Source organism: Qipengyuania algicola, assembly GCF_042492175.1.
Lineage (GTDB): Bacteria > Pseudomonadota > Alphaproteobacteria > Sphingomonadales > Sphingomonadaceae > CAJXSN01.
Genome location: NZ_CP170453.1, coordinates 130,162 through 157,157 on the forward strand (window position 1 = coordinate 130,162; position 26,996 = coordinate 157,157).

General features: G+C 62.7%; 28 protein-coding genes. 12 read left to right on the forward strand and 16 right to left on the reverse strand.

Features of this window, described 5'->3' with window-relative positions:
* Window positions 1-59: 59 nt before the first annotated feature.
* Complete coding sequence (locus ACFCW2_RS00655; RefSeq protein ID WP_379547395.1) at window positions 60-1,478, reverse strand: M28 family peptidase; 1,419 nt, start codon at window positions 1,476-1,478, stop codon at window positions 60-62.
* Window positions 1,479-1,551: 73 nt separating this feature from the next.
* A complete protein-coding gene (locus tag ACFCW2_RS00660; protein WP_379547397.1) occupies window positions 1,552-3,906 on the reverse strand; it encodes a TonB-dependent receptor in 2,355 nt (784 codons plus the stop codon).
* A gap of 317 nt (window positions 3,907-4,223) precedes the next feature.
* Between ACFCW2_RS00660 and ettA the strand changes: the two genes are divergently transcribed.
* Both ettA and ACFCW2_RS00670 read left to right on the forward strand, forming a co-directional pair.
* The gene (ettA, locus tag ACFCW2_RS00665; RefSeq protein ID WP_379547399.1) at window positions 4,224-5,900 is read left to right on the forward strand and encodes an energy-dependent translational throttle protein EttA; all 1,677 of its coding nucleotides are present in this window, start codon (window positions 4,224-4,226) and stop codon (window positions 5,898-5,900) included.
* The gene (locus tag ACFCW2_RS00670) at window positions 5,897-6,367 is read left to right on the forward strand and encodes a hypothetical protein (RefSeq protein ID WP_379547401.1); all 471 of its coding nucleotides are present in this window, start codon (window positions 5,897-5,899) and stop codon (window positions 6,365-6,367) included. The genes ettA and ACFCW2_RS00670 overlap by 4 nt, the downstream gene beginning before the upstream one ends.
* 160 nt (window positions 6,368-6,527) lie before the next feature.
* On the opposite strand, the gene ACFCW2_RS00675 is transcribed toward ACFCW2_RS00670, so the two are convergent.
* From ACFCW2_RS00675 to ACFCW2_RS00685, 3 genes are all read right to left on the reverse strand, one after another.
* A complete protein-coding gene (locus ACFCW2_RS00675; protein ID WP_379547403.1) occupies window positions 6,528-6,833 on the reverse strand; it encodes a HigA family addiction module antitoxin in 306 nt (101 codons plus the stop codon).
* A complete protein-coding gene (locus ACFCW2_RS00680) occupies window positions 6,833-7,114 on the reverse strand; it encodes a type II toxin-antitoxin system RelE/ParE family toxin (protein ID WP_379547405.1) in 282 nt (93 codons plus the stop codon). Before ACFCW2_RS00680 ends, ACFCW2_RS00675 begins: the two co-directional genes overlap by 1 nt.
* Before the next feature lie 95 nt (window positions 7,115-7,209).
* Window positions 7,210-8,079 carry an OmpA family protein gene (locus ACFCW2_RS00685; RefSeq protein WP_379547406.1) on the reverse strand — a complete coding sequence of 290 codons (870 nt, stop codon included), beginning with the start codon at window positions 8,077-8,079 and terminating at the stop codon, window positions 7,210-7,212.
* Between the two features lie 204 nt (window positions 8,080-8,283).
* Between ACFCW2_RS00685 and ACFCW2_RS00690 the strand changes: the two genes are divergently transcribed.
* Window positions 8,284-8,715, forward strand: a complete 432-nt coding sequence (locus tag ACFCW2_RS00690; RefSeq protein WP_379547407.1) for a ribose-phosphate pyrophosphokinase — start codon at window positions 8,284-8,286, stop codon at window positions 8,713-8,715.
* 24 nt (window positions 8,716-8,739) lie between these two features.
* Here ACFCW2_RS00690 and ACFCW2_RS00695 read toward each other — a convergent pair whose 3' ends face one another.
* Entirely contained in the window at window positions 8,740-8,991 is a 252-nt protein-coding gene (locus tag ACFCW2_RS00695) for a hypothetical protein (RefSeq protein WP_379547409.1), read from the reverse strand.
* Window positions 8,992-9,068: 77 nt separating this feature from the next.
* Window positions 9,069-9,665 (reverse strand): pyridoxamine 5'-phosphate oxidase family protein, encoded by a 597-nt coding sequence (locus ACFCW2_RS00700; protein WP_379547411.1) that lies wholly within the window; start codon window positions 9,663-9,665, stop codon window positions 9,069-9,071.
* A 176-nt stretch (window positions 9,666-9,841) separates the two neighbouring features.
* Here ACFCW2_RS00700 and ACFCW2_RS00705 point away from each other — a divergent pair, with 176 nt between their 5' ends.
* A complete protein-coding gene (locus ACFCW2_RS00705; RefSeq protein ID WP_379547413.1) occupies window positions 9,842-10,873 on the forward strand; it encodes an RcnB family protein in 1,032 nt (343 codons plus the stop codon).
* A gap of 111 nt (window positions 10,874-10,984) precedes the next feature.
* Window positions 10,985-11,656: a prolyl hydroxylase family protein gene (locus ACFCW2_RS00710; RefSeq protein WP_379547414.1), complete on the forward strand. Its 672-nt coding sequence runs from the start codon at window positions 10,985-10,987 to the stop codon at window positions 11,654-11,656.
* A 17-nt stretch (window positions 11,657-11,673) separates the two neighbouring features.
* On the opposite strand, the gene ACFCW2_RS00715 is transcribed toward ACFCW2_RS00710, so the two are convergent.
* Window positions 11,674-13,326 carry a lysine--tRNA ligase gene (locus tag ACFCW2_RS00715; protein ID WP_379547415.1) on the reverse strand — a complete coding sequence of 551 codons (1,653 nt, stop codon included), beginning with the start codon at window positions 13,324-13,326 and terminating at the stop codon, window positions 11,674-11,676.
* A 149-nt stretch (window positions 13,327-13,475) separates the two neighbouring features.
* Window positions 13,476-14,177 carry a hypothetical protein gene (locus tag ACFCW2_RS00720; protein ID WP_379547417.1) on the reverse strand — a complete coding sequence of 234 codons (702 nt, stop codon included), beginning with the start codon at window positions 14,175-14,177 and terminating at the stop codon, window positions 13,476-13,478.
* 118 nt (window positions 14,178-14,295) lie between these two features.
* Between ACFCW2_RS00720 and ACFCW2_RS00725 the strand changes: the two genes are divergently transcribed.
* Window positions 14,296-15,078, forward strand: coding sequence for a phytanoyl-CoA dioxygenase family protein (locus ACFCW2_RS00725; RefSeq protein WP_379547418.1), 783 nt, complete (start codon window positions 14,296-14,298; stop codon window positions 15,076-15,078).
* Window positions 15,079-15,203: 125 nt separating this feature from the next.
* Here ACFCW2_RS00725 and ACFCW2_RS00730 read toward each other — a convergent pair whose 3' ends face one another.
* On the reverse strand, window positions 15,204-15,605 hold the full coding sequence (locus ACFCW2_RS00730; protein ID WP_379547420.1) for a nuclear transport factor 2 family protein: 402 nt from the start codon (window positions 15,603-15,605) through the stop codon (window positions 15,204-15,206).
* 119 nt (window positions 15,606-15,724) lie between these two features.
* On the opposite strand from ACFCW2_RS00730, the gene ACFCW2_RS00735 reads away from it, so the two are divergent.
* A complete protein-coding gene (locus tag ACFCW2_RS00735) occupies window positions 15,725-16,207 on the forward strand; it encodes a MarR family winged helix-turn-helix transcriptional regulator (RefSeq protein ID WP_379547421.1) in 483 nt (160 codons plus the stop codon).
* Window positions 16,208-16,317: 110 nt separating this feature from the next.
* Here the strand turns inward: ACFCW2_RS00735 and ACFCW2_RS00740 are convergent, their stop codons facing one another.
* Entirely contained in the window at window positions 16,318-16,713 is a 396-nt protein-coding gene (locus ACFCW2_RS00740; RefSeq protein WP_379547422.1) for a VOC family protein, read from the reverse strand.
* 122 nt (window positions 16,714-16,835) lie between these two features.
* Here ACFCW2_RS00740 and soxR point away from each other — a divergent pair, with 122 nt between their 5' ends.
* The gene (soxR, locus tag ACFCW2_RS00745) at window positions 16,836-17,276 is read left to right on the forward strand and encodes a redox-sensitive transcriptional activator SoxR (RefSeq protein ID WP_379547423.1); all 441 of its coding nucleotides are present in this window, start codon (window positions 16,836-16,838) and stop codon (window positions 17,274-17,276) included.
* 204 nt (window positions 17,277-17,480) lie between these two features.
* Here the strand turns inward: soxR and ACFCW2_RS00750 are convergent, their stop codons facing one another.
* The 3 genes from ACFCW2_RS00750 to ACFCW2_RS00760 all read right to left on the reverse strand — a co-directional run bounded on the left by ACFCW2_RS00750 (window position 17,481) and on the right by ACFCW2_RS00760 (window position 21,354).
* A complete protein-coding gene (locus ACFCW2_RS00750; protein ID WP_379547424.1) occupies window positions 17,481-18,032 on the reverse strand; it encodes a SixA phosphatase family protein in 552 nt (183 codons plus the stop codon).
* Window positions 18,033-20,822 carry an ATP-dependent DNA helicase gene (locus ACFCW2_RS00755; RefSeq protein WP_379547425.1) on the reverse strand — a complete coding sequence of 930 codons (2,790 nt, stop codon included), beginning with the start codon at window positions 20,820-20,822 and terminating at the stop codon, window positions 18,033-18,035.
* Between the two features lie 196 nt (window positions 20,823-21,018).
* Window positions 21,019-21,354 (reverse strand): hypothetical protein, encoded by a 336-nt coding sequence (locus ACFCW2_RS00760; protein ID WP_379547426.1) that lies wholly within the window; start codon window positions 21,352-21,354, stop codon window positions 21,019-21,021.
* A 367-nt stretch (window positions 21,355-21,721) separates the two neighbouring features.
* Here ACFCW2_RS00760 and ACFCW2_RS00765 point away from each other — a divergent pair, with 367 nt between their 5' ends.
* Entirely contained in the window at window positions 21,722-22,120 is a 399-nt protein-coding gene (locus tag ACFCW2_RS00765; protein ID WP_379547427.1) for a hypothetical protein, read from the forward strand.
* A 64-nt stretch (window positions 22,121-22,184) separates the two neighbouring features.
* On the forward strand, window positions 22,185-23,390 hold the full coding sequence (locus ACFCW2_RS00770; protein WP_379547429.1) for a L,D-transpeptidase family protein: 1,206 nt from the start codon (window positions 22,185-22,187) through the stop codon (window positions 23,388-23,390).
* Window positions 23,391-23,423: 33 nt separating this feature from the next.
* On the opposite strand, the gene ubiA is transcribed toward ACFCW2_RS00770, so the two are convergent.
* Both ubiA and ACFCW2_RS00780 read right to left on the reverse strand, forming a co-directional pair.
* Window positions 23,424-24,350 (reverse strand): 4-hydroxybenzoate octaprenyltransferase, encoded by a 927-nt coding sequence (gene ubiA / locus ACFCW2_RS00775; protein WP_379547430.1) that lies wholly within the window; start codon window positions 24,348-24,350, stop codon window positions 23,424-23,426.
* Window positions 24,347-24,733: a hypothetical protein gene (locus ACFCW2_RS00780; RefSeq protein WP_379547431.1), complete on the reverse strand. Its 387-nt coding sequence runs from the start codon at window positions 24,731-24,733 to the stop codon at window positions 24,347-24,349. The genes ubiA and ACFCW2_RS00780 overlap by 4 nt, the downstream gene beginning before the upstream one ends.
* Window positions 24,734-24,772: 39 nt before the next feature.
* Between ACFCW2_RS00780 and ACFCW2_RS00785 the strand changes: the two genes are divergently transcribed.
* Together ACFCW2_RS00785 and ACFCW2_RS00790 are read left to right on the forward strand one after the other, a co-directional pair.
* The gene (locus ACFCW2_RS00785) at window positions 24,773-25,522 is read left to right on the forward strand and encodes a 16S rRNA (uracil(1498)-N(3))-methyltransferase (RefSeq protein WP_379547432.1); all 750 of its coding nucleotides are present in this window, start codon (window positions 24,773-24,775) and stop codon (window positions 25,520-25,522) included.
* 87 nt (window positions 25,523-25,609) lie between these two features.
* Complete coding sequence (locus ACFCW2_RS00790; RefSeq protein ID WP_379547434.1) at window positions 25,610-26,980, forward strand: glutamate--cysteine ligase; 1,371 nt, start codon at window positions 25,610-25,612, stop codon at window positions 26,978-26,980.
* The last annotated feature ends 16 nt before the right edge of the window (window positions 26,981-26,996 follow it).

Here is a 26,996-nt window from a genome sequence, read left to right on the forward strand (position 1 = left end):
GGAATTGCCTACGAATTAATGGTTAACACCGGGTTTCTGCGCAATCGCGCAAATGGGCCTTACTCAGGAGTATCCGGTCCATTCTGAATCGATCCCGGTTCGTTAGCCAGAATACCGACCACCTGCGTCCACACCGCGACATTCTGGCGCAGTTGCACGGGGTCGATCTTGTCCAGCGTATCGTCCGGCGTATGGTGCAGGTCGAAATAGCGGGTGCCATCCTGTTGCAGGTCAATGATCGCGCCGCCCTGATCCCGGCTGATATTGATGTCCGCCCCACCGCGCGCGACGATGGTGCTGTCGGCCACGCCGAAGCGCGCAACCGACGCCGCCAGCTTTGCGTGGAGTTCGGGATTGGTGTCGCGGAAATTGCTTTCAAAGCGCCAGATGCGATCCGCCCCGAAATCGCTTTCCAGACCGACGCCGATCTTCTCGTCGATATGCGCCTTGGAATAGGCGACGCTGCCGAACAGACCGACTTCCTCTGCCCCGGCCATCAGCACGCGGATCGTGCGCAGGGGCTGACCGGTATGGCTGACATGGAGTGCAGCCGCCGCAACGATGCCGCAGCCCGCGCCATCATCGAACGCGCCCGGCGCGTTCCACCAGCTGTCGATATGGCAGGCGACCAGCACTGGCGGCAGCGAGGGATCGCGTCCAACGATCTCGCCCACCACATTGCCGCTCGTGGTGGTGCCCAGATCTTCCGGCGTCAGCGTCAGTTTCATGAAGATCGGGCGGCCATCGGCACGGTCGAACATCCGCTCCAGATTGGCCGCATCGGGCAGGCTCAGCGCGCCCGCCGGTGTCGGCACCGGGCGGCCGACATCGCTCGATCCGTCAGCATTGCGGAAGGTGGTGCCGCCGACATGCGGGTTGCGGTGATAATCCGTCCCGACCGATTTGATCACCGTCGCAATCGCGCCTTTGTTCTTGGCGACACCTGCCCCGATCCAGCGCGCTGGCCCGGCAAAGCCGTATTGCGAACCGTCCTGTGTCGGCGTCATCGAATGCGAGATGTAGGCGATCTTGCCGTTGAGGCTGCCTTCGGGCGCAGCGATCAGCGCGGCGATGTTCTCGAACTCGACCACTTCGGCGGTGATGCCATCGCGGCCGGTCGAGGCGCTTCCGCCGAGTGGCTGGATCACCAGAGGCTGCGGGAACGGGCTGATAATCTCGGCCTTGTGCAGATCGCCCGGCACCCATGTTTCCATTTCAAACGGCTCATCCGCGACATTGGCGAAGCCCTGCGCGCGCAGCCACGCCACCGCCCAGTCGCGCCCGCGCTTTTCCGCCTCGGTCCCCGCCTGTCGTGGGCCGACTTCGGTCGTGATCCCCTCGACGAAATCCCACGCAATGGTGTCGCCTGCCAAGGCGCCGTCGGCCATGTCTTCCAGCGAGACGGAGCCAACCTCCTGAGCAGCGGCGGGTGTGAACGCGACAAGCGCGCTGGCGAGCAGCAGAGAGACTGTTTTCATGGGGAGCGCTGCTATCGACAGCGCGTCTCCAAGTCCAGCCGGCCCAAGTCCCACCGGCCCGAACCCAGCCGTCCTAGAACTTCACGCCAGCCGTCACGCCCCAGACACGCGGCTCGTTCACCATCGCGGTCAGATTGTTGAAATCGATCCCGCTGACTGCCGACGTGTCGTTGGTGATGTTGCGCACGAACGCCGCGAATTCGTAATCGCCTGTTTCATAGCCGACCCGCAAGCCGCCTTCGAGCATCCGCTTGTCCTGAAATTCGACCGATTCATACAGGAAGAAGTTGATCTTCGAACGGTAAGCCCAATCGGTATAGATATACAGATCACCGTCGCCGACCGGGATGTTGTAGCGCGCCGTCACATTGGCAATCCAGCGCGGGCTCTGCGGCAGGCTGTTGCCATCGATGCTGACGATCGCGGCGGAGAACGGCGCAGCGGGCGTCACGATCGGGTCGAGCACGGTGCACAGCGAGACATTGGGGAACGTATCGACCCGTGTTCCGCCGCATGCCGCTGTGGTCAGGCCAGTGTCCTGAATCTCGGTGTTGTTGTAGCTCACCCCGGCGGTGAAATAGAGATCGTCGACCGGCGTGTATTCCGCATCCAGTTCAAAGCCATAGCCGCGCACATTGTCGGCATTGACCAACCGGTTGGCATTCACATTCCCGCCCACAGCGGTCAGCTGCGCATCGTTGAGATTGTAGTAGAAGCCCGACAGGTTCACGCGCGCATTGCCGCCCAGCAGGATCGACTTGATCCCCGCCTCGTAGGACGTGATCGTCTCCGAATCCGCGATCGACACGCCGTCTTCCAGTGGTGTCGCGGTGGCCGGCGGGAACAGGATCCGACCCTGAATCGACGGAGCGCGATAGCCACGCGCCACGCGGGCATAGAGGTTCACATCGTCAGTCGCTGCATAGGTGATGCTGGCATCCCACGTGATCGTATCGTCGCTCACTTCGCGGGTCACGGTGCCCAGCGGGTTCTGCAAGAAGGTCGGGAATTGCGTATCCTGACTGCGCACCACCACGAAATCGCGGCTGTCGTCATTGTAGCGAATGCCGCCGGTCACGCTCAGCTGATCGGTCAGTTCGTAAGTCAGCGACCCGAACAGGCCATAGGCCTTGCTGTTCTGCTCCTGACTGACGAGGATGTTCACCCCGCCCGGCGCATTCAGCGGGTCGCCCAGCGTCGAATAGTTCTCGCTGACGATGCTCAGGTTCTCGTTGAAATAGAAGAACCCGGCCTGATAGCTGAGCGGGCCGCCGGTGTTGCTGGCAATCCGCAATTCCTGGGTGAACTGCTCCAGCTCGGGCACGGAGTCGCGGGTTTCGGCAGTGAAGGGAATATTGCCCGGACCGAACAGACCGGCGGGCAGGAAGTTCGCCCCGAAGCCGCCATCGATATCGCCGACCGAGGTTGAATTGCCGTCCCACAGGCTGGTGACAGAAATCAGGCTGACGGGGCCTACGTCCCACGTCACCCGGGCGGACGCATTGGTGGTGCGCAGCTCGTTCTCGTTCTGGCCGTCGGTCGAAACGGCAAAGCGATCGAAATTGGCATTGAGCCCTTCTTCGCCGCGGGTGAAATTGTTGGCCCGGAAAAGACGCGCCGTGCCGTCCAGATCGCGGAACTGGCCGGTCAGCAGAACTTCCAGATTGTCAGCCAGACGGATCTCCGCCTGTGCACGCAGGGCAAAATCGTCATAGGCACCCAGTGCGTTGCTCTGCGTGCCAGAAGGCAGCACGTTATCGACGTAGTTGTTCTGGCTCTGATACAGAGCCGAGAGCCGCACACTGACATTGTCGCCCAGCGGGCCGCCCACAGCGCCTTCCAGATTGAACGCGTCGAACCGGCCATAGGTCGCAGTCAGATATCCGTCCGCGTAGTCGCGCGGCTTCACGGAATCGAACTTCACGATGCCCGCAGGTGTGTTGCGCCCGAACAGCGTGCCCTGCGGGCCGCGCAGCACTTCGACCTGTTGCATGTCGAAAATCGGGAAACCCTTGAGGATCGGGTTTTCCAGCACGACATCGTCATACACCAGACTGACCGGCTGGGCCGCATTCAGATCGAAATCCGTGTTGCCAAGCCCGCGAATATAGAAGCGCGGGAAGGTCCGCCCGAAGGAGGATTCGACCAGCAGACTGGGCACCCGGCCCGACAGAGCGCGAATATCCGCGCCGCTGGAATTGATCGCAGTGAGCGCATCCTGATTGATCGCGCTGACAGAGACGGGAACGTCCTGCAGGTTTTCCTCGCGGCGCTGCGCGGTCACGACGATGGTGCCCACCCCGCCCTGCTCGGCATCTGCGGTTTCCGCAGCAACGGTATCCACGTCCTGCGCCAGTACGGGGGTTGCGGTGAACGCAGCAGCAATCGCAGCACCGGTGGCGGCGCAGAGGAAGCGGGTGGTCTTCATTTTTCAGGGTATCCTTCGTTGGTCGCGGAGCGTGCCCGCGCGCTTGCAAGGGGTGTCATGCAGGAATCGCTGCGTGTTGGTGACAGTCATAAAATCGCAATAATGCTGCACCGCGTCAATCGGGGCGAGCGCGGCTGCGCGCGGTCATCGCGCTACCGTGGCGGAAAGGTCACGGGACTAAAGGGCAGCACGCGTCCCGGCCCTAGGCATCACGGATCGCCGGATTGCCATCTCGCCCTTGCTCCTGCCGCCGCTCCGCCCTATCTGCAGCGCAGCAATTTCCTGTCACATTCCCGCCTACCCGAAGGACCAATTCGATGGCCGCGCAATACGCCTATGTCATGAAGAACATGACCAAGACTTTTCCCGGTGCCCCCAAGCCGGTGCTGAAGGACATCAATCTGCAGTTCTATCAGGGCGCGAAGATCGGCATTGTCGGCCCCAATGGCGCGGGCAAGTCCACCCTGATCAAGATCATGGCGGGCATCGACACCGACATTACCGGCGAAGCATGGGCGGGCGAGAACATCACCGTCGGATACCTGCCGCAGGAACCGCAGCTGGACGAGAGCAAGACCGTGCTCGAAAACGTCAAGGACGGCGCGCGCGAAGTGGCCGACAAGGTGGACCGCTTCAACGAAATCACCGGCCTGATGGGCGACCCGGACCGCGACGATTTCGACGCGCTGATGGAAGAAATGGGCACGCTGCAGGAAGAGATCGACGCGGTCGACGGATGGACGCTCGACAACCAGCTCGAGATCGCGATGGAGGCCCTGCGCTGCCCGCCATCCGACGCATCGGTCGAGAACCTGTCGGGCGGCGAGAAGCGCCGCGTGGCGCTGACCCGCCTGCTGATCCAGAAGCCGGGCATCCTGCTGCTGGACGAGCCGACCAACCACCTCGATGCGGAATCCGTCACGTGGCTCGAAAACCACCTGAAGGAATATGCCGGCGCCGTCCTGATGATCACCCACGATCGCTACTTCCTCGACAATGTGGTGGGATGGATTCTGGAGCTCGATCGCGGAACTTACTACCCGTATGAGGGCAATTACTCGACCTATCTCGACAAGAAGGCCAAGCGTCTGGCGCAGGAAGAGCGCGAGGATACCGGCCGCCAGAAGGCACTGAACGAGGAGCTGGAGTGGATCCGGCAGAACCCGAAGGGCCGCCAGACCAAATCGAAGGCCCGCCTGCGCAAGTTCGAGCAGCTGCAAGACGCGCAGCAGGACCGCAAGCCGGGCAAGGCGCAGATCGTCATCCAGGTGCCCGAGCGTCTGGGTTCACAGGTGATCGAAGCGCACGGCATCTCCAAGGCGTTCGGCGACAAGCTGCTGTTCGAAGACCTCAGCTTCACCCTGCCTCCGGGCGGCATTGTCGGCATCATCGGCCCCAATGGCGCCGGTAAGTCCACGCTGTTCAAGATCATCACCGGTCAGGAAGAGCCCGACAGTGGCAGCATCAAAATCGGGGACACGGTGCATCTGGGCTATGTCGACCAGAGCCGCGACGATCTGACGGCGAGCAACAACGTCTGGGAGGAAATCTCCGACGGGCTCGATTACATGCAGGTCAACGGCCACGACATGTCCACGCGTGCCTATGTGGGCGCGTTCAACTTCAAGGGTCAGGACCAGCAGAAAAACGTCGGCAAGCTGTCGGGCGGTGAACGCAACCGCGTGCACATGGCCAAGATGCTCAAGCAAGGCGGCAATGTGCTGCTGCTGGACGAACCGACCAACGATCTCGACGTCGAAACCCTCCGCGCACTGGAAGACGCCATCGAAAACTTCGCCGGCTGCGCCGTGGTCATCTCGCATGACCGCTTCTTCCTGGACCGCCTCGCGACGCATATCCTCGCCTTCGAAGGCAACAGCCACGTGGAATGGTTCGAGGGCAACTTCGAAGCATATGAGGAAGACAAGCGGCGCCGTCTGGGCGATGCAGCGGATCGGCCTACGCGTTTGGCTTATAAGAAGCTGACTCGGTGACGACCGACATTCTCATTGCCGTTCTTGCAGGTTTGACGGCGGGGGTATTCTCCGCGCTCATAACGGCGCGAAAACTCCATGCTGAGAACGTCACGACCGAGCGGCAAAAGTGGCGCGAGAAGTTGCGCGAGACCGCTTTGTCATTGGTGGAAGACGAGATTCAGGACACACATTGGATTGACCTGCAAACTCGTCTCAATCCGTTTTCGGCTGAGGCCGCTACCATTATTGATTCGATTAAGAACAGTCGAGGCAAGAAGCTGGACAGCGAAGCGCGCGATCAATCGATCCGCTATATATCTCTTCTATTAAAGCACGACTGGGAACGATCCAAAATTGAGTCCTCGTTCTTCACTCTGTTTGCATCGAAGAGGGCGTGGCGACGTATAAAGGGGTTGAACAAAAGAGGGACAAGAAAATTCCTAGCACTCACCACAGGGTTTCGGCCTTCATCTCAAAAAGATTAGTGCGTCCCAATCGCGTGGAGGAAAAAGCCATCAATTCTGTGAACAATGTAACGAATGCACCGTCACCCCGGACTTGATCCGGGGCCCAGCTTCTTTGAGCGTGGCGCTAGAAGGATAGCGGGATCCCGGATCGGGTCCGGGATGACGAGGTGAGTGGGGTTTAGCTCTCCGCCAATTCCAAACGCTTCACGTCCGGCTCCTCGCCCTTCAGCTTCAGCTGCGCGAGATCATACGCAACCTGCATTCCCATCAGCGTGTCGGCCTTGATACCGAACGCCTTTTCGAAGCGCAGGGCCATCATCGGCGACAGGGCGGCGCGGCCATTGAGCAGTGCGCTCATGTTTTGGCGGCTCACGCCCAGATGCGCGGCGCATTGGGTGACGGTGAGATCGTGAGGCTCGACCACTTCGGCCATCAGCCACGTGCCCGGATGCGAGCGGAGCGACGGATGCAATTCGATACCCATCAGTGATAGTCCTCCAGATCGAGGTCGGCGATAGTGTGGTCGTCAACCTTGGTGAATGTCAGTCGCCAGTTCCGCGTTACCGTGATGGCGTAACTCCCGGCCCGGTCAGCCGTGAGTGGATGAAACCCGAAATTCGGCGGATCGTATAATTCGTCGAACGACCGCGCGAGATCGAGGAATTCGATAATGCGCGCGAGCCTTGCGGGCTCAATCACACCCTTCGGCTTGCCGGTCTCGACGAACCGCCGCAGAGCCTTGTTCCGGATGCTCTCGATTTCCACAGGGCGTCATGTATCGCATTACACGATAAGTGTCAAGCGTCACGTGACGGTTGCACGAGGCAAGCATCAGCCCGCCCCGACCTAAACTATCCGGCCTACAACCCCTCGGTCGCCTTGCTGACGAGGATATTCACCGCCACTCGCCGGTTTTGCGACTTGCCGTATTCGGTGGAATTGTCCGCCGCCGGGTCGGCCTCGGCCATGCCGGTGGGGGTCAGCATCCGCCAGGGCTGCCAGCCGCAGGCCTGCTGGATGTGGTTGACCACACGGCCCGCGCGGCGTTCGCTCAGAATCTGGTTGTATTCCTGACTGCCCGTCGAGTCGGTATAACCCACCACCAGCAGCAGCGCGTTGTCCATCGCATCCGCCTGATTGACCGCGCTGCACAGGCGCTGCTCGTCACCGGGCGAGAGGCTCCATTCATTGGTGCCAAAATAGACGTTGGTGGTGCCCTTGATACTGTATTTGTCGATGTCGCCCACCCGGCCGCGCAGAGCCTCTGTCGCGGCGGTCTGCTCGGCAAAGCCTTGCGCGGTACCGGCGCGGATCATCTCGGCCATTTCGAGATCGCTGTTATCGAGGCGCACACGGCTGGCGTAGAGAGCATCGCCTGCGCGCATCGTCTCGACGGATACGGGCAAGCCATTCATCAGGGATTCCGCGCCAAGCGATTTGCGGCTGAGGCCCAGAAACCCGCCCTTCGCGCGGATGTCGGTCTCTTCATTGATTTCGATCACGGTCTGCTGCCCGCCCGGCGCAGTGATCTGCACCATATTATCGCGCCGCGCAGTGATGACGCCTTCGATGTCAGGCCCCTCGACAAGCGCCTGTCCGAACACATCGATCTGCTGGTCGCTGTAATTTTGCTCGTCACTGTAATCCTGCGCCGACACCGCCGCGCCCATCGGCATGGCGGCCAGAGCAAGGGCGCAGAGCCCTTGTGAAGTGGTGGTCATGGCTTTCATCGCTCGTTCCTTTCAAGCCCCCTTCCAACTCCCCTTTCCAACCGGGAGCATCCGGTCGCTGCGGTTTGCGTAACGGCGCATGCGACCCGCCGAGCCCATGCGGCGGCAGATCGGGCCTTGCCCGGCGCCCACGCATATGCTGCCAAGAGGGGTCGCACACATCGCCATTTGCGCACACCACCGATGCGACGAAACGGGCAGAAAATGAGTCGTAAGCCATCCACACCTGACGGATCGCTGGCCGAATGGCTGGAGACAGAGGGCATTGTGCCGGCAGCCGATCCGGCAGCGCTGAAGGATTTGCCGCGCATTCGCGCGCTGCTGCTGGAGGCCGCGCGCGCCGGGCATTCGGTCAGCTATTCCGACATGCTGGGGCAGCTGGGCTTTCGCTTCACCCGCCCGAAAATGCGCACTCTGTGCCGTTCGCTCGATGCCATTGACGAGACAGGACGGGCGGCGGGCGAGCCGGAACTCGCGGTGCTGGTGGTGCGCGAAAGTGATCGGCTGCCGGGCCAAGGATGGTGGGTCGGTGTGGCCGACCGGCTGGGCTATACCGGCGCGTGGGAGGGTAAGGAAGCGCTGCGTTTCATCGAAGGCGTGCAGCAGCGGGCGTTCGACTATTGGCAGGGGTGCTAGACTGGAGAGCGTCTTGGCGCGGTCTCAGCGCCGTTGCCGCGATGACGGACAGAGCGCGGCCGAAATGACGGCCATCACCGCGCCTAGCATCAGGAATGCCACTGCGGCGCCGGTGGGGCCGAGCGCTTCTACGGTCGAGTTGATGATGTCCCCGGTCCCGCGAGCGGCCCTTCCCGCCAGCGGCGTCTCCGGCGCGTCGGTGGTGGCCGCATAGAATGCGAGAATGCCGCCAAATCCCATCGACGCGAGCACGGCGGTTTTGCGATTGCACTGCATGAGGGCGGGTCTAACTCCCGCGTGTTAAAACCCGGTTTCCAATCACATTTCCGCCCAAATCCCTTTCTCCAACAGGTTCAGGGCGAAACCCAGCGCCCTTCCCAGCTCCCGCTGCCATGACCGGTTTGGGCGCGATCAAACTGCGCGCGGCGATGGCCGGTATGGGCGAGATGAAACCAGTCGAGCGATTGCAGCTCGACCATCAGCAGGGCAAAGTTCGGCCGCGCCGGGACCAGCTCGGCATCTTCCGGTTCGGTCCCTTCGAACGCTTCGGGAATGCCGCTGGTTGGCGTATCGCTGGATGCGCCCGGTCCCTCGCCCAGATAGCAGCGGCGGGCGAAATTGGTGCTCGCCTCCCACGCCGCGTCGACCATGTCGCCGTCTCGCACAATGCGCCCCCGCCCCCGCAGTCGCAGCTGCACCTTCTGCGCCTTGTCGTAAAACAACAGGCCGATCCGCGGGTCGTCCTTAACCACGGAAACCTTTGGAGCCCGCGCATCGGTGTGGAAACGCAAAGTCCACGCCGCCGCATCGAAGGCACGCAGGACCATGACCCGCGCATCCGCATCGCCCGTTGCCACAACCGGCGTATGCATGGCGGACTTGCGATCCTTCGCTGCGCGGGCAAGACGGCTGGCGATATCGGCGCGGACATCATCGAGTGTTTCGAGCATGCCTGCTTCCCCGCCCGAATGAACCGCGCCTGTCAAGAATTCAGAAAAAAGCGCCCGAACCTGAACAAAAGCCGTAACCCTTTGTTCAGACTTCGCTCACCGACTCGTTTGTATCAGGAGTGTATCAACAACGCCGCATCATGGGTGGGCGCGGCTCAATCAAGGGGAACCGCAAGGTGACTATTCAAAAACTTCTCGAAGCGAGCGGGCTCACCGCGCTGGCTGCAGCCCTGTCTTTTGCCGCGATGCCGGCGCAGGCTGTTGCGGCCGAGGCGGATGCAGAACAGCGCGCAGATCGCCAACGTGGCGGCGGCGGCCAGCAGGCACGCCAGAACCGCGGCAATCGTAATCAGGCCCGTGCACAGCGGGCCAGCCGCCAGCAGGCGCGCGGCCAGAACAGGCAGCAAGCGCGGCAATCGCGTCAGGCTCGTCAGCCCCGTCAGGTGTCGCGTCCCGCTGCCCAGCGCACAATCGCGCAAAGCAACAGAGCGGACCAGACCCGCCGTCCGTCGGGTGATACCCGCACCGTCAGCGCCAATCAGCGCCCCACTTTCGCACAGGATCGCGCCCAACGCGCCCAGCGCGGACAGCGGGTGCAGGCACAGCCGAGGCAACAGCGCGTGGAACGCCGCACGACTCGTCAGGCCACCCGTCAGAACACCCGCCAGCGTACTGTGACACCAACCCGCCAGGCCTACCGCGAAGGTCGCCGTGACGGCCGGGTGGTGGAACGCCGGGGTGATCGCCGCGAGAACCGGCAGATCCGCCGCAACGGCTATCAGCAGGGCTACCGCGATGCGAACCGCAATGACCGCCGCGAAAATCGGCAGATCCGGCGTAATGGTTACGAGCAAGGCTACCGTCAGGCCCGCCGCGATTACCGGGGTGGTGATTACCGCCGCTGGAACACTGGCTGGCGCGGTGACCGCCGGTACAACTGGAACCATCACCGCTATTCGAACCGCAGCCTGTTCCGTCTGGGCCGGTATTATGCGCCTTATCGCAATTACCGCTACAGCCGGATCAATATCGGGTTCTTTCTCGATAGCGCGTTCTTCGGCAGCCGGTACTGGATCAACGATCCGTATTCCTACCGCCTCCCGCAGGTTTACGGCCCGTATCGCTGGATCCGCTATTACGACGACGTGATCCTGGTGAATATCTACACCGGCCAGACCGTCGACGTGATCCACGACTTCTTCTGGTAAGTCGCCAGATCGCACCACCAACAAGGGCCCCCGCCAGCCATGCTGCGCGGGGGCCTTTGTCTGTCACGCTTTGGCTTGAACTGAACCGCACCTGCGATACAGATTACCGAAATGACTCAAACGACCACCGACATTCCCGATCAGGCCGCCCTCGCCCGTCTTGGCAAACAGGTCCGGAATCGGCTCGATATCGATCCCAAGGCTTATAAAGTGCCCACCGATCTCGCGGAAATCTATGCGATCGGAGACTTTCTGACCCTCAGCGAATGCCAGCGCCTGCGCGACATGATCGACGCCGTGGCGCAGCCCAGCCAGCTGCACGAGGGCGCTTATGTCGAGGGCTTTCGCACCTCCTATTCCGGCAATTTCAAAGACGAGGACCCGTTTGTGCGCGGCATTTCCCGCCGGGTCGATGATTTGCTCGGCCTGCCGGGTGAGCTGGGCGAGCGGATGCAGGGGCAGCGTTATCTGGTCGGCCAGCAGTTCAAGCCACACCACGATTTCTTCTATCCCAGCGAAGACTACTGGAAGGCAGAGCGCAAACGCGGGGGCCAGCGCAGCTGGACGGCGATGATGTTTCTCAACGAGGTCGAAAGCGGCGGTGCGACCAATTTCACCAATGTCGGCATCGATATAGAGCCCAAGCCGGGCGTGCTGCTGGTGTGGAACAATCACTCACCCGATGGCAGCCCCAATCAGGACACACTCCACGCCGGGACCCCAGTGTCAGAGGGCGAGAAATACGTCATCACCCGCTGGTACCGCGTGCGCAAATGGGGCTAGCGCGCGCCCCGCGTAAATTAGCCCCCCTTCCCTAGCGCATCGGAGATCAACGCCCGCGAGTTCTCGATCCCGTAAAGCCGGATGAAGCTGCCCATGCGCGGGCCCTGATCGGCCCCCAGCAAGATCTGGTACAGCGCCGTGAACCAGTCCCGCAGGTTCTCGAAACCGAACTCCTCCCGCTTGCCGATCTCGTAGACCTGCGTCTGCAAATCCTCCGCCGTGATATCGCCGGGCACATCGGCCAGCACCCCGTCCAGCTCCCGCAAGGCCGCCGCCTCGGTCTCTGTCGGCGCGCGCCGCTCCAGAGTCGGGGCGATGAAATCGCGGTTATAGGCCAGCGCATTGTCGATCAGATCGTCCAGCATCGGATGCTTCGCCGGGTCCGCATCCTCGACATAATTGGCAAGGTAGGACCACACCTGATCCTTGTCCGCCTCTGCCCCCAGCACGCCGACCAGATTGAGCAGCAACGCAAAGGTCACCGGCTGATTGTCGCCCGCTCCCGGTGCCTCGGAAGGCCCCACTTCATCATTGGCAAAGCCGCCATTGGCCCGCGCCAGATGCCACACCGGATTGCCCAGCTGCTTGTCCAGCGGCTGTTCGGCCAGCCGCTCGCGGAAGGCCCAGTAATCATCCACCGCGCGCGGGATCACCCCGCCATGCAGCTGCTTGGCGCTTTTGGGATTGGGGAAGATGTAGAAGCCCAGGCTCTCCTGACTGCCGTAATCCAGCCATTGCTCGATCGTCAGGCCATTGCCCTTGGACTTGCTGATCTTTTCGCCGTTCTCGTCGAGGAACAGCTCGTAAATCAGCCCATCCGGCTTGCGCCCGCCCAGCACCTTGGCAATCTTGCCCGATTGCACGCCGGTGTCGGTCAGATCCTTGCCATACATCTCGTAATCGACGCCCAGCGCGACCCAGCGCATGGCGAAGTCGACCTTCCATTGCAGCTTGGCCATGCCGCCCAGCGCGCTCTGCTCGACCACGCTGCCATCCTCGTCGGTGAAGCGGATCATGCCCTCTGCGGCATCCACCACTTCCACCGGCACCTGCAGCACATGACCGGTCGATGGCGAGATCGGCATGATTGGCGAATAGGTCGCCGCCCGCTCGGCCCTGAGGGTCGGCAGCATGATATCCAGAATCGCCTGATTATGCGCCAGCACATTGCGCAGCGCATCATCGAACGCGCCCGACTGATAGCGGTCGGACGAGGCGATGAATTCGTACTCGAACCCGAACCGGTCGAGAAATTCGCGCAGCTTCGCATTGTTGTGCGCGGCAAAGCTTTCATGACCTGCATCAAAAGGATCCGGCACGCGGCACAGCGGCTTGTGCAGATGCTGCGCCAGCATATCCTGATTGGGCAGATTGGTCGGCACTTTGCGGAAGCCGTCCATATCGTCGGAAAACGCCACCAGCCGGGTCTTGCCGTCTTCCGGCTTGGCCCCGATCAGCGCCTCGAAGGCGCGGCGCACGAAGGTGGTGCGCAGCACTTCCTGAAACGTGCCGATATGCGGCAGGCCGCTGGGGCCGTAACCGGTTTCGAAAAGGATCGGCGAGCCGTCGGGTTTCGCGCCGTCGGGATAGCGTTTCAGCAGGCGCTGGGCCTCCTGAAAAGGCCAGGCCTTGGAGTTACGGGCGGCGTCGATCAGTTCTTGCATACTCATAGCGGGCTGCCATGCCACGCGCGCACGATGTTGCAAGTGCGAAGCGCAAACAGGCGGCTATGCGCGCCCGGAATTGCTGTTGGATTTGCTTGACGTTTTTGACACCCTGTCAAGCAGGGAAAATCACACAACCCATTGTTTTTATGATATTATTCCGGGTTGGATTTGCTTGACACATTGCCCCCGCGTTTTTCCCGGGCGGCGCGCAGGACCTCGGACGAAGCCTCGCCATATTCCTCCATTTCATCGACGACTTCCGCCTCGGGATAATACCCGTCCTTGCCTTCATGCGGATCGCGGTCGAACCAGGCCCGCAATTCTTCTTCTTTTGAGTCGAGCCACGTTTCCGGCCCCTGCGCGACGCGGCTGATCAGCTCGGCCAGATCGCTGGGCGAATAGATCGTGCCGGGCTCGTGACGCGGAGGGCTTGGCCGCAACAGATCAGCGCGCAGTTTCAGCAGGCCCAGCGTCAGCTTCTCGTCATAGCGGCGCGAGACATGGACGACTTCGCCCCTGTGCAGATGCGGCACCTCCACCCCGTTAAGCGCGCGGTCCATCGCCGCCTCCGCCAGCGCATCGAACCGGCCCGAAAACGCCCCGTCCCACGCCCGGTCAAACGGCTGACCGCGCAATCGAGCGCGCAAAGCATAGGCCGATTGCCGGCTCATCCCCACCGCCCGCGCCGCCGCCGCGACATTCTGCGTGCTGCACAGCGCATGCAGAAACGCCGCCTGCTTGCGCGGCGTCCAGCCACGGTTTTTGGTGAGGGGGAGATACGGCTGATCGGCGCTCTGAGGGGTAGCGTTGTCCGGGGCGGTATCGGGGGCGAAGCTGTTTTCCGGTTTGCTCATCGAAGAGCCTAATGCAAATTTCGCGCGTGTAGGACAGCGGTTTTGTGTTGGATTGGCCGCGGTCTTGGGTTGCTGGCGTTCTTGCCGACTGTGCCAACAGAATATTAGATCAGCGCGCATGGGCGAGCTTGAACAGATCAAAGGCACTCTCGTGGAAAGAGGCATCGTCAAACTGGAGGGGGCGGTGCCGGTTAACGAAGCGCGCGCCGCCCATCGCATGGTCCTGAAACTCGCAGAAGAGCATGGCCTTTATTCGTCTGGCACTTGGATGAGATCATCCGGCCGGTTCGGAGTGCCCAAAGCGTTTCGCAAGGCGCTGATCAAGCTGAACAAGTCGACGGATTTCCCGGATCTGGCGGCCGCGCAATTCCAGCCCCTGATCGAGCAGCTGCTGAGCGCCCCGGTCATCGCAATGGCTCCGGGTCAGCAGCTTCTCTTCTCGCTTCCCGGTAGAGAAGACTGGTCGATCCCCAGCGATGTTTGGCACACTGATTTGCCTAGATTTGCAGAGCGCAGCGCATCGGGATTACAGAGTTTCACCTTCCTCGATGATGTCGAGCCCAAAGGCGGCGCGACGCTTGTCGTTGCTGGATCGCACCGCCTGTTGCGCGGCTTTTCCACTTTGCCCTCGAAAGAGGTGAAGGCGCACCTGCAGGCCGAGGACTTTTTCAAGCATCTGTTCGATCCCGAGCGGCCGGCAATTGGCGATGCGAGCGACGCCGTTGGAGCCGCCGAGGGCGTGGATCTGGAAGTCGTCGAACTCACTGGGCGCGTGGGAGACGCTTATCTGATGGATTTGCGCGTCCTCCACACCCCCGCGCCAAACGCGTCCGACACAGCGCGTATGATGGCGACCTGCCGATTCCCCCGGACCGATATCGCAGAGAGAATTGCGAGTTAGGGCACTGACTTTCGGCAAGGCTATGCCGAATGACTCCCGCAATGATCGCGCGATTTGGCCGCCTATCCTATCGATTGATCAACCCGCAGCGAGGCATCTGTATTGCCCGCCTCTGCCCGATGCCCTCAAACCTGCTCGATACCACCCCGCCCTTCAGGGCTAAGAACTGCGGAATCGAAGATCACGTGCTCTTCAACCGCCATTCCGTCTTTCAATCGGAAGCGGTCGACGCCGCGATAGGTGCGCTTCTCACCATGAATATTGGCCGCTGCTTCCCATGCGATATACAGCATTTCGCCATTGCCCGCGCAGTCCATCGGCGTGACCACCAGCTCTTCCAGAGCGGCGAGTGTTTCCCCCATAAAAGCAGCATACTGCGTTCCTGACATGAAGCCCGCGCCGGTAAAATGAATAGAGGCGTCTGGCGCAATGATATCCAGAACGCGCTCCCCGGAAGGAGCTTTCCAGAAGGCGCAGAAGCGGTCGTAAAAATCGATGTGCTCCGGAGTGAGGCCTACGTCAGTCATGGTCAATTCCTTTGATCGGGTTGTGGCCTACCCTTCATATGTGCGGAGCGCACATAACGTCAATTGAAAAATGTGCGAGAGGCACGTATCTGGGGCTGATGTTGGACAGGACAGCAAATTTGCTCGGGGCCGTGGGACTGGCCGTGGCTGACCGGATTCAGGAAACCGCTCGGCAGGTCATGAGCCGCGCGGGCGAGACCCCCGCTGCACTGGTCGTCATAGGGTACGGCACCGAGCCCTCGAACGATCAGCTACGCGCGATCCTCGGCCTGTCGCATCCCGGAGCCGTCCGCCTGGTGGACCGGCTGGTCGCGGATGGATTGGTCGAACGGCGCAGCGGGCGCGACCGACGCACTTTGGCTTTGCATCTGACGGAGAAGGGGCACCTAGCGCGCGAAGAGCTGCTGGCCGGTCGACTGGCCGCGATCAAGACGCTCGTATCCCCGCTCACCCCATCAGAACAGGATCAGCTTGGTGCGCTCCTCTCGCGGATTCTGACCGGGTTGCCGTCCAGCGATCTTGAGCGTTGCCAGCTTTGCCGTTTGTGTGACGGCCGCATCTGCACCGACTGCCCGATCCCAGCCGAATTCAATGCGGATTAAGCGCCGGTTTCAAGCGCCCCAACAGACGTTCTAGCGGTGTAAGAGATTTGCCCCGGACCTCCTTCTTCTTGTCAGTAGGAGGCCCAAACATCGGTTCGCGCAGGATCGGCTCATTCATAGCACACCACCTCGAATTCGATGCCGTCCCAGTCGAAGAAGTAGAACCGTTCGCCCGGATCATAGGCCTCGCGATCGAAGGGCTTCAGGCCGGCGCGGCGCACTGCCTTTTCTGCGGTATCCAGATCGGCGACGGTGAAGGCGATGTGGTTGAGCGGCTGGCCCTTGGTGTAACCGCCCTTCACGTGATCGCCGGTGTAGATCGCGAGATAGTCGTCGCCGTTGGCCGGTCCGCTGCCGATATGGATCGAGCGGCCATATTTCAGCGACGGCCCTCGCCAGCGTTCCTGCCAGCCGAGCAGGTCGATCAGCAAGGCCGCCAGCCGCTCCGGGTCGGTGGAGGAAATATTGGCGTGTTCCAGATGGCCGATGGCCGTTTTCTTGGTCATGTCTGCACTCCTGTGTTGCGCTGCGAGGCCACCGGGAAGGCGGACTGTTGCAGGTGAGTGCAGACGCTTATGAAACCTCAAGCTAACTTGAGGTCAAGCTCTAATTTCGCTATTGGGTTTGGATGGACAAAAACGATCTGCTGCCCATCGGGGAATTGTCGCGCCGGACGGGCCTCTCGGTTTCGGCCATCCGCTATTACGAGGACAAGGGACTGGTCGAGGCGTTCCGGTCATCCGGCAACCAGCGGCGCTTCCTGCGCTCCGATATTCGGCGGCTCAGCTTCATCCTGATCGCCCAGCGGATGGGCCTCTCGCTGGGCGAGATCGAGGCCCAACTGGCCCGCCTGCCGCAGGGGCGCACGCCGACTGCGCATGACTGGCGCAGCATCAGCCGCGCCATCCGGGCGATTCTGGATGAGCGCATCGCGGAACTGCAACGCACGCGGGACCGGCTGGACGGCTGCATCGGGTGCGGCTGCCTCTCGTTGCGCAAATGCGCGCTGTACAACAAGGATGACCGGCTGGCTGTGAAGGGCCCCGGCCCCAATCAGGTGCTGGCCTAGGTACCAAAGCGGGGCGCGCCCCGTGCCGGATCAGACTACTTCAAATTTTCCTGTAAACATCAGGTTTCCATCAGGATTCCGCGAATCGCGTGCGCTAGCCGGGCGATGCAATGCAAACGCATTGTTGCGACCCGTGGCCACGGCATGTGCTGACCCCAGCATATGTCGTGGTTATGCGCTGACCCCCCGGTCCCTCGGGACTCGTCAGCTCTCAGGCCCCAGCTCCGCATCCAGATCGCGCGGGCGTTTGAAGTGGACGACTTCGCCTGCTTCTCCGCCCAATTCCGCCCAGCTGTCGATCGCGATATCCAGCACGGCGAAGGTGGCGGTGGGGAATTTGATGCACGCTTCCTTGAACAGCGCATTCTCCTTGTCCCGCGCGACCAGCATCAGCAGCAGATCCTGAAGGCCGGGGTTGTGACCGGAGATCAGGATTGCGCCTGGATCGCCGTCCATCGCCTCTGCCGCCTCGCGGATTTCATCAGCGATGGTTTCGGCGCTAGCGAGATAGAGCGCGCGGTTCCAGCGGGGCTCCAGATCAAGCTCCGCTGCTTCCAGAGTGCGCTGCACCCGCTCGGCCGGGCTGGCGAGCAGCAGGTCCCATTCCATCCCCTCACTCTCGGTATACTCGCGGATATGCGTGCCCATCAGCGCCGCCCCGCGCCGTCCGCGATCGTTCAGACCGCGGTCGAAATCGCGCTTGGCCATGTCGTCCCAATCGGACTTTGCGTGGCGCAGGATACCCAGTCTTTTCATTTAGTAAGGCATGTCCTTTTCATCGATCTGCATCTCCGACGCTGCCGCCGGTGCTTTGCCGGTCGGCGGCCCCGCAGCCACCCGTGCCAAAGCAGCATCCAGTGTCAGCCTTATGACAGGCGTGCCCTCCGGAAAAGCGCTGAGCAGGCGGCTGGGGAAGGCGGAGGATAGCACAACAAAATGCCCCGCGTCATCGCGGCTGCGGATCAGGCGGCCGAATGCCTGCGCCAGCCGCGCGCGGATGATGCGATCATCGTAGTTTTTCGCGCCGCCCGGCTCGTCCGCCGCCGCCAGGCGCCGCGCGCGGTGCAATATGGTGGGGCGCGGCCATGGGACCGCCTCCATCACCACGCATCGCAAGCTTTCGCCCGGCACATCCACACCGTCACGCAAGGCGTCGGTGCCCAGCAGGCTGGCTGCGCGATCATCGCGGAAAATGTCGGTCAGCGTGCCGGTGTCGATCGGATCGACATGCTGGGCGTAAAGCGGGAGGCCGGCACGCGCCAGACGGTCCGCAATTCGCGAGTGCACCGCGCGCAGGCGTTTGATGGCGGTGAACAGCCCCAGCGTGCCGCCGCCCGCCGCCTCGATCAGCCGTGCATAGGCCCCAGCCAATGCCGGCAGATCGCCGCGCTTCAGATCGTTCACGATCAGCACTTCGGCGCGGCCTGCATAGTCGAACGGGCTGGCCGCGTTGGCGGTTTTGGGCGCGAGGTCGATATGCGGTGCGCCGCTGCGCGCGATGGCGTGGGGCCAATCCTCGATCCGCCCTCCATCGCCGGTCGCCGCGCGGTCGGTCAGCGTGGCGCTGGTCAGCATCACTCCGTGGGCCTGCTCCAGCACGACCTTGGCAAAGGGTTTCATCGGGTCGAGCCAGCGGCGGTGGATGCCGATGTCGAATTCGCGCGTGTCGTTGCGATCCACCGCGAACCAGTCGACAAAGTCCGGGTCTGCCGGGCCGCCCATGCGCGCCAGCAGGCTTTCCCACGCGGCCACCAGATCGACCCGCCACCCCAGCGAATGACGCGCGCCCTCGATCCGCGCACGGCCCTGCCCGTCCAGCCAATCGGGCGCATCCTCCAGCACCGCTTCCAGCCGTGCGCCCAGCGCCATCAGCGGTTTGCGAATCGCGGCCAGGGTAACGCCCGCTTCCTGCGCGGCCTCCACCAGCGGGCCGTCCAGCTGGGCGATCTCGGTCTCTATCCCGTAGCCGGCATCCTGCGCGCCGCTCTCGTCGCGCGCATAGGTGAAGCTGCGCACCTGCCCCAGCAAAGCCTCGACAGGGCCGGAAGGCGCGCCCTCTATCAGCCGCTGGTTCCACCCGTCCGAGGGCAGAGCCGCCGCCGCCTCGATGGCCGCCTCCACCGCTTCGCCGCCTGCATCATCGTAGCTCGCGACATCGGCGAGCCGCGCGGCAAGCCCGCGCCTGCGCCCACGTGCATTGCGCTCCGGCCCGATGATCCAGCGCCTGAGCTCGATCGCCTCCTGCCCCGTCAGTGCCGCAGCAAAGGTGCTGTCGGCGGCATCGAACACATGATGCCCTTCGTCGAACACCACCCGCGTGGGCGCCTGCCCCTGATGACGACCACGGGCAGCGTTGATCATCACCAGCGCGTGGTTGGCGATCACCAGATCGGCCTGCGCAGAGGCCCGCGCGCTGCGCTCGATGAAGCATTTGCGGTAATGCGGGCAGCCTGCGTAGATGCACTCGCCCCGCTGGTCGGTCAGCGCGGTGATCCCGCGCTTGCGAAACAAAGTCCCCAGCCAGCCGGGCAGATCGCCGCCGATCATATCGCCATCCGCGCTGAACGCGGCCCAGCGCGCAACCAGCTGGGCCAGAATCGCGGGCCGGCCGGTAAAGCCGCCTTGCAGCGCGTCTTCCAGATTGAGCAGGCAGAGATAATTCTCCCGCCCCTTGCGCACCACCACGGGCCGCGACCCGTCTCTGCGCCGGTCGGGCCAGGCGCGACGCGATTCGCTGCGCAATTGGCGCTGCAGGTTCTTAGTATAGGTGCTGACCCACACCGTGCCGCCGCTTTCCTGCGCCCAATGGGCCGCGGGCGCGAGATAGCCCAGCGTCTTGCCGATGCCTGTGCCTGCCTGAGCGAGGAGTACATGGGGCCGTGCATCGCGCTCCCTCGGCGCAAACACCTGCGCGGCGGATTGCGCATAGGCGCGCTGCCCCTCGCGCCGCTCTGCCCCCTCACCCGTCAGCCGCGCCAGACTGGCGGCGACCGCCTCTTCCTCCATCGCGACTTGCTTGGGCTGCGGCCGTTCGGGCGCATCCTCCCATTCGGGCAAGCGCGAGAATAGCCACTTCTCCGCCTGCGCGGGCCGCGCGATATGCGGGGCGACAACCTGCGCCCACGGCCAGCGCAATTTGGCGAGCGATTGCAGAATGCTCCACGCGCCCTCGCGCTCTGCCCAATCGGGCTGCTCGCAGCCCTGCAACAGGCGGGTGGCGGCTCTTTGCAGAAATTCAGCGACGGCGTCGTCACCTGTGGGGGGCTCCATATCCAGCGCCTGCGCGAGCCCCTTTGCCGTGGGCACGCAAAACCGCGCCGGATGGATGAAGGCGTACAATTCCAACAGGTCCAGCCCGTTCAGATCCGGATAGCCCAGCCGCGATGCCACCAACGGAGCGTTGATCATCAGGACGGGCGTATCCGCAGCGCGGTTGATCGCCTCTCCCTTCGATACGCCGCGCGTTTCGCCATTGGCTTCACGCAGCCAGATGCCCGCATGGCTGGCGTGGAGCGCGGGAAGAGGGATGGCGGCGGTCGCAGACATTGCGCCCTTTCGATGCGATGGACGCATGGCAAAGTAAACACAGTGCGGGCGGGTTTGCCCCCCAATACCCTGTGCGCCGCAGGCTCGCCATCAGCGCTGGTATCGGCCGGACAAAGAAAAGGCGCGCTGCCCACCACCAGGGAACAGCGCGCCTCTATGTTGACCGCCCCGGGCAAAGCGCCCGGGTCGTTAGCGATCAGAGCGAAATCGGATCGTCGTCATCACCGCCATCGAGGATGAAGATACCGCCAATGATGGCAGCAAGACCCAGAAGTGCGGGGAGCAACCAGTTGGTTCCGGTCGATGCAGCAACCGGTGCGGGGGCCGGTGCAGGCGCGGGAGCCGGTGTCGCAGCAGGCGGCGTCGGAGCCGGCGGAGCGGCGTTACCAACCGGCAGGACACACCCTTGCAGGCCGCCCTGACAAACAACGGCAGCTTTCGTGCCGGCCGACGCGAAAGCGGGTGCAGAGCTGCTGCCGATCAGCGCCGCAGCGGTAAATGCTGCAACCGTGAGTTTTGAAATGGACGTCATAAGTTTTAAATCCTTTAGGCGATTAAGGCAGATGGTGTTTTTTCAAACCCGGATGCGATCCCAGGTCAGACGAGCATCTCTACCCAATGTTCTGGCCCCACCAACAACGATGATGTTAAGCACAAAAAGCGTGGAATCCTAATGATTCCGCGTGAAAAAATCGTGAAACTGCTAGTGCATTTTTCACGCTATGGCACCAACCCCGCAGTATTGCGTGGTTTTTGCGTGAAATTGTGCGATTTCAACGATGTAATACCTTGTAACGGACTGGCACTGCGGCGTTCCATGGGTTAATGCACTATCAAGCGCGAGGGTCTACTTTGCCCTCGCACGAGATGAGAGACTGATTCACACCGGAGGAATATCCATGAAGACAGCAATTTTTACCGCCGCCGCAATCGGCATCGCAGCGATGGGCGCCACGGGCGCTGCCGCACAGGGCATGCCCATGGGTGAAGAACTCTATGGCCAGACTGTTCAGGTCCGCTCGGCCGACGGCACAGTCAACACGATCCGTTTCATGTCCGATGGCAATGCCGTCATTTCGGGACCGAATGTTTCTCCGGTCAACGCCAAATGGGGCGTCTCCGGCAACCAGCTGTGCCTGCAGGCCGGCGGTGCCAGCGAGTGCTGGAACTATTCGCAGCGCTTCCAGGCCAATCGCCCCGTTTCGCTTGCCAGTTCGTGCAACACCACCGCTCAGTGGACCGCATTGGGCGTTGCGCCGACTCAGGTAGCCGAGCCGGTTCTGCGCGAGCGCGGATAAGGTAAAGACAAAGTCAGCCTAAGCTTTCAGAAAAGGGCAATCTGCGGATTGATATAACAGCATTATGTCACGCAGATTGCCCTTTCTGTCGCTTGCCGCTTCACTCGCGGCCTCTTTAGCGGTTTCGGCCTCGGCCCAGCCCGTGTCACCGCTGGGCGCGTCCGTAGTGGACATGCACTACGCAGATGCCGAGCTGGTCGTCCCGCCGACCGAAGAATTTCTCAAGATCTTTCCCAGCGCGACGCGGCTGCCGGACAATGTCCTGACAGTCGAAATGGAAGCCGCCGCGGCGCGCTTCGAATCGGAATGGGGCGGACTGCCGCAGATCGCTTTGAGCGAAGGATCACGCTTGAATGTCGGCGCATCGGGCCCCCGCGTCGCCAATCTGCGTGTCCGCTTGGGCCTGGCTCCGGGATCGCAATTCGATGCCGAACTGGGTTCGCGGATTGCAGCCTACCGCGCGGCGCATGATCTGGCGGGTGGCACCCATGCCGATAACCGGCTGATCGCCTCGCTCAATCGCGGGCACAATTATTACCGCTCGCTGATCGATCTGAACCTGAAGCGGTTCAAGCGCTTACCGAGCGATCTTGGCGAACGCTATGCGCTGGTGGATCTGACCACGCAGACCCTGAAAATGGTCGAGAACGGCCAGACCGTCGATTCGATGAAAGTCGTGATCGGCAAGCCGAGCACCCAGACGCCGGTGATGGCAGGCATACTGCGCTATTCGGTCCTCAATCCTTATTGGAATGTGCCATTCGATCTGGCGCAGAGCAGCGTTGCGCGCAAATATCTCGCGCAGGGGCGGCCCTATCTCAAACGCACCGGCTTTCAGGTGCTGGACGATTCCGGCGCGGTGATGGACCCGGCATCGGTGGACTGGCGCGGGGCGGCTGCCGGACAGACCCAGATAACCGTGCGCCAGCTGCCCGGCCCGGGCAACGGAATGGGCGCGATCAAATTCATGTTCCCTAATGCGCTGGGCATTTATCTCCACGACACGCCCTCGCGCGCGCTGTTCGACAAGCAGCAGCGGATGTTCAGCGCGGGCTGCATCCGGGTGGAAGACCACGCACGGCTTTCGACATGGCTTTATGGAGAGCGGCCAAGGGCGATAGGCAGCGCGCCCGAACAGCGGGTGGATATTCCCGATCCTGTGCCGGTCTATGTCGCCTATTTCACCGCCGTACCGACCGCCGATGGTTTTGACTTCCGCGAGGACATCTACAGCCGTGACGCTCCGCGTCTGGCGATGATGGGTAATTGAGCCCGCGCGCTTTCCTGCGCTCTTGCCTTCGCGCTAACCGGCTCCGGCGTTTCCGACCACGAAACAGGCTGCGGCCACCAGGGCTCCGGTCAACCGATTGCTGCGGAAACGCGCCAGCGGATTGCTGCCGTCTTCGGTATCCAGCGTGGTGACCTGCCAGCCCAGATGCAGCGCGGCGGGCAGCAGAGCCAGCAGCGCCAGCCAGTCCGCGCGGTAGAGCCAGAACGCTAATCCCCACAGCGCCAGCGCGCCTGCGTAAAACAGCGCCACGCCGCCCTTCACCCGCGACCCCATCCGCAAAGCGCTCGACCGGATACCGACCAGCGCGTCATCCTCCCGGTCCTGCAGCGCATAGATCGTATCGAAACCGATCACCCATAGCGCCGCGCCGCCATACATGGCGGCCAGCGCATCCCAATTGTCGGACCGCAATTGCGTCCAGCCGACCAACAGGCCCCAGGTGAACACCATGCCCAGCCACGCCTGCGGCCACCATGTGATGCGCTTCATGAAGGGATAGGCCGCCACCAGCGCAAGGCTCGCCAGCGACACCAGCTGCGCCTCCCAGCGCAATTGCAGCAGCACCACGAGACCGATGAGGCACAGCGCCAGCAGCCAGGCGCACGCGGTCTTGCGGCTGATCCGCCCGCTCGCCACCGGACGACTGGCGGTGCGCGCCACAGAGGCGTCCAGCTTCGCATCGACGATATCGTTATAAACGCAGCCCGCCCCGCGCATGGCGATGCTGCCCAGCAGCAACCAGCCGAGCAGCGCGAATTGCCAGCCCGCGCCCGCCAGCCATACGCCCCAGACGCACGGCCAGAACAGCAGCCACCAGCCGATCGGCCGGTCAAACCGCGCCAGCTGCGCCAAATCGCGCGGGAACTGCGGGAGGCGCTCGATAAGCCCGCGATGCTGCGTATCGGGGACGATGGCTTCGGCAAGGGGTGTGTCGCTCATGCCGCGCCCTCGCCCCGTGTCGCCGCCCGCCATCCGATCAGCGCGAGCACCAGCATGGTCACATTGCCTGCAAAATCGAGCAACCCGATGGAGGTTAGCACCGGCACCTCGTAATGGAAATACCAGTTGAACACGAAGAACGGCAGCAACAGCACAGCAAACACCGCAAAGGCGCGCGCGGTCCATTCGAGCACCAGCGCCATCACCCCGAACAGCACCGCCTGCGCGCCGAAACAGGCCATCGTGAAGACCGTGAGATACCCGGCATCCTGATATTCCGGCGTAACCGCAAGCTCGATCACACTGGCAGGCGCCAACAGCGCCCATCCGCCAAGGATCAGGAACACCGCCGCGATCCCGTATTGTGCCAATCTTGCGCTCATGGCTTGCTCCCTAGCGCCGCCCGCGCCTAGTGCAAAGCCATGCCTGCGACACCCTCTTGGCCCCCGCGCTCCGCACCGCGCCTGTTTGTTGAGGCGCCTGTTGCAGCCGGCGAGCTGGTCGTCATCGAAGGCAATCCCGCGCATTATCTCACCCGCGTCATGCGCGTGCGCGAAGGGGACGCAGTGATCGTGTGCGACGATGTGACGGGTGAATGGGCCTGCCGTGTTGTCTCCGCCGACAAGCGCAGCGTGACGCTGGAGCCCGTGGAGAAGCTACGCCCCCGCGAGAGCGTGCCCGATATCTGGCTGTGCCCAGCCCTGCTGAAGAAAGACCGCTTCGACATAGTGCTGGAAAAGGCCACCGAGCTGGGTGTTGCCGCCATCCACCCGGTGCTTGCCCGCCGCTGCGTGGCTGACAAGCTCAATCTCGACCGCGCACGAACCGTCACCACCGAAGCGGCCGAACAATGCGCCCGCACCGCCCTGCCGGAAATCGCCGCGCCCCGTTCGCTCTCCGCGATGCTGACCAAGTGGCCGGAGGACCGCGCGCTCTTCTTCGCCGATGAACAGGGGGGCGAGCATGCTTTGCGCGCCTTCGCCTCGCACGCCGGCCCCGCCGCCATTCTGATCGGCCCCGAAGGCGGCTGGGACGATGCCGAGCGCGACGCGATCCGCGCGCATCCCGCTGCCCGGCCCGTTACGCTCGGCCCCCGCATCCTGCGCGGCGAGACCGCTGCACTCTGCGCACTGGCCACATGGATGTCCGTCTCCGGCGACTGGCAGCAGTGAGCCCCTACCCGATCCACATCCCTGCCGGTTGCATCGCGCAACGGAATTTCCTTTGCCAACCGCGCCAACTTTTCTAACGCCGGAAATATGAGCACGCGCGACGCATCCGACAAAGCCGATCCCGTCATCGAAAACCGCGACCAGCTGGTCGCCCCCATGATCGCCGGAGAGAAGGCCAAGTCCGATTGGCGCATCGGGACCGAGCATGAAAAGCTGGTCTACCGCGTCAAGGATCACGCCGCCCCGTCTTATGACGAGGAGAACGGTATCCGCGATATCTTGCTGAATATGCAGCAGTTTGGCTGGGAACCGATTACCGAGAACGGCAAGGTCATCGCGCTCAAAGGCACCGATGGCAATATCAGCCTGGAGCCCGCGGGCCAGTTGGAACTGTCCGGCGCACCGCTCGAATCGCTGCATGAAACCTGCAACGAAACCGGCCGTCATCTGGAACAGGTGAAGAAGCTGGGCGGCGAAATGGGCGTCGGGTTTCTCGGCCTGGGCATGTGGCCGGACAAGACCCGCGAAGAGCTTCCGGTGATGCCCAAGGGACGCTACGGCATCATGATGAACCACATGCCGAAGGTCGGCAATCTGGGCCTCGACATGATGCTGCGCACCTGCACCATTCAAGTCAATCTCGACTATTCGAGCGAGGCGGACATGGTCAAAAAGTTCCGCACCGGCCTCGCGCTCCAGCCGCTCGCCACGGCATTGTTCGCCAATTCACCGTTCACCGAAGGCAAGCCGAACGGCTACCTCTCCTATCGCAGCCATATCTGGTCGGACACCGATCCGCACCGCACCGGGATGCTGCCCTTCGTGTTTGAAGACGGCTTCGGCTACGAACGCTGGGTCGATTACATGCTCGACGTGCCGATGTATTTCGTTGTTCGTGACGGCAAATATATCGACGCAGCGGGCCTCAGCTTCCGCGACTTCCTGAAGGGCGAATTGTCCGTCCTGCCCGGCGAATTGCCGACGCAGAGCGACTGGTGGGATCACCTCTCCACCGCCTTCCCCGAAGTGCGCCTGAAGAGCTTCCTCGAAATGCGCGGCGCCGATGGCGGACCATGGAGCCGCATCTGCGCTCTGCCCGCCCTGTGGGTCGGCCTGCTGTATGATCAGAGCGCGCTGGATGCCGCGTGGGATCTGGTCAAGGGCTGGACGATGGAAGAGCGCGAGGCATTGCGCAATGCCGTGCCCAAAGAGGCGCTGGGTGCGAAAATTCCCGGCGGCGGGACCTTGCAGGATCTGGCGAAGGAAGCGCTGGCAATCGCCCGCAGCGGTCTGGCCGCACGCGGACGTCTGGGCCAGAGCGGCGACAACGAAACCGGTTTCCTCTCGACGCTCGACGAGATTGTCGAAAGCGGCAAAGTCCCCGCGCAGCGCCTGCTCGATAAATATCACGGCGAATGGAACGGCGATGTCAGCCGGGTCTACAAATACAGCTTCTGACAGAAAAGACGACCAC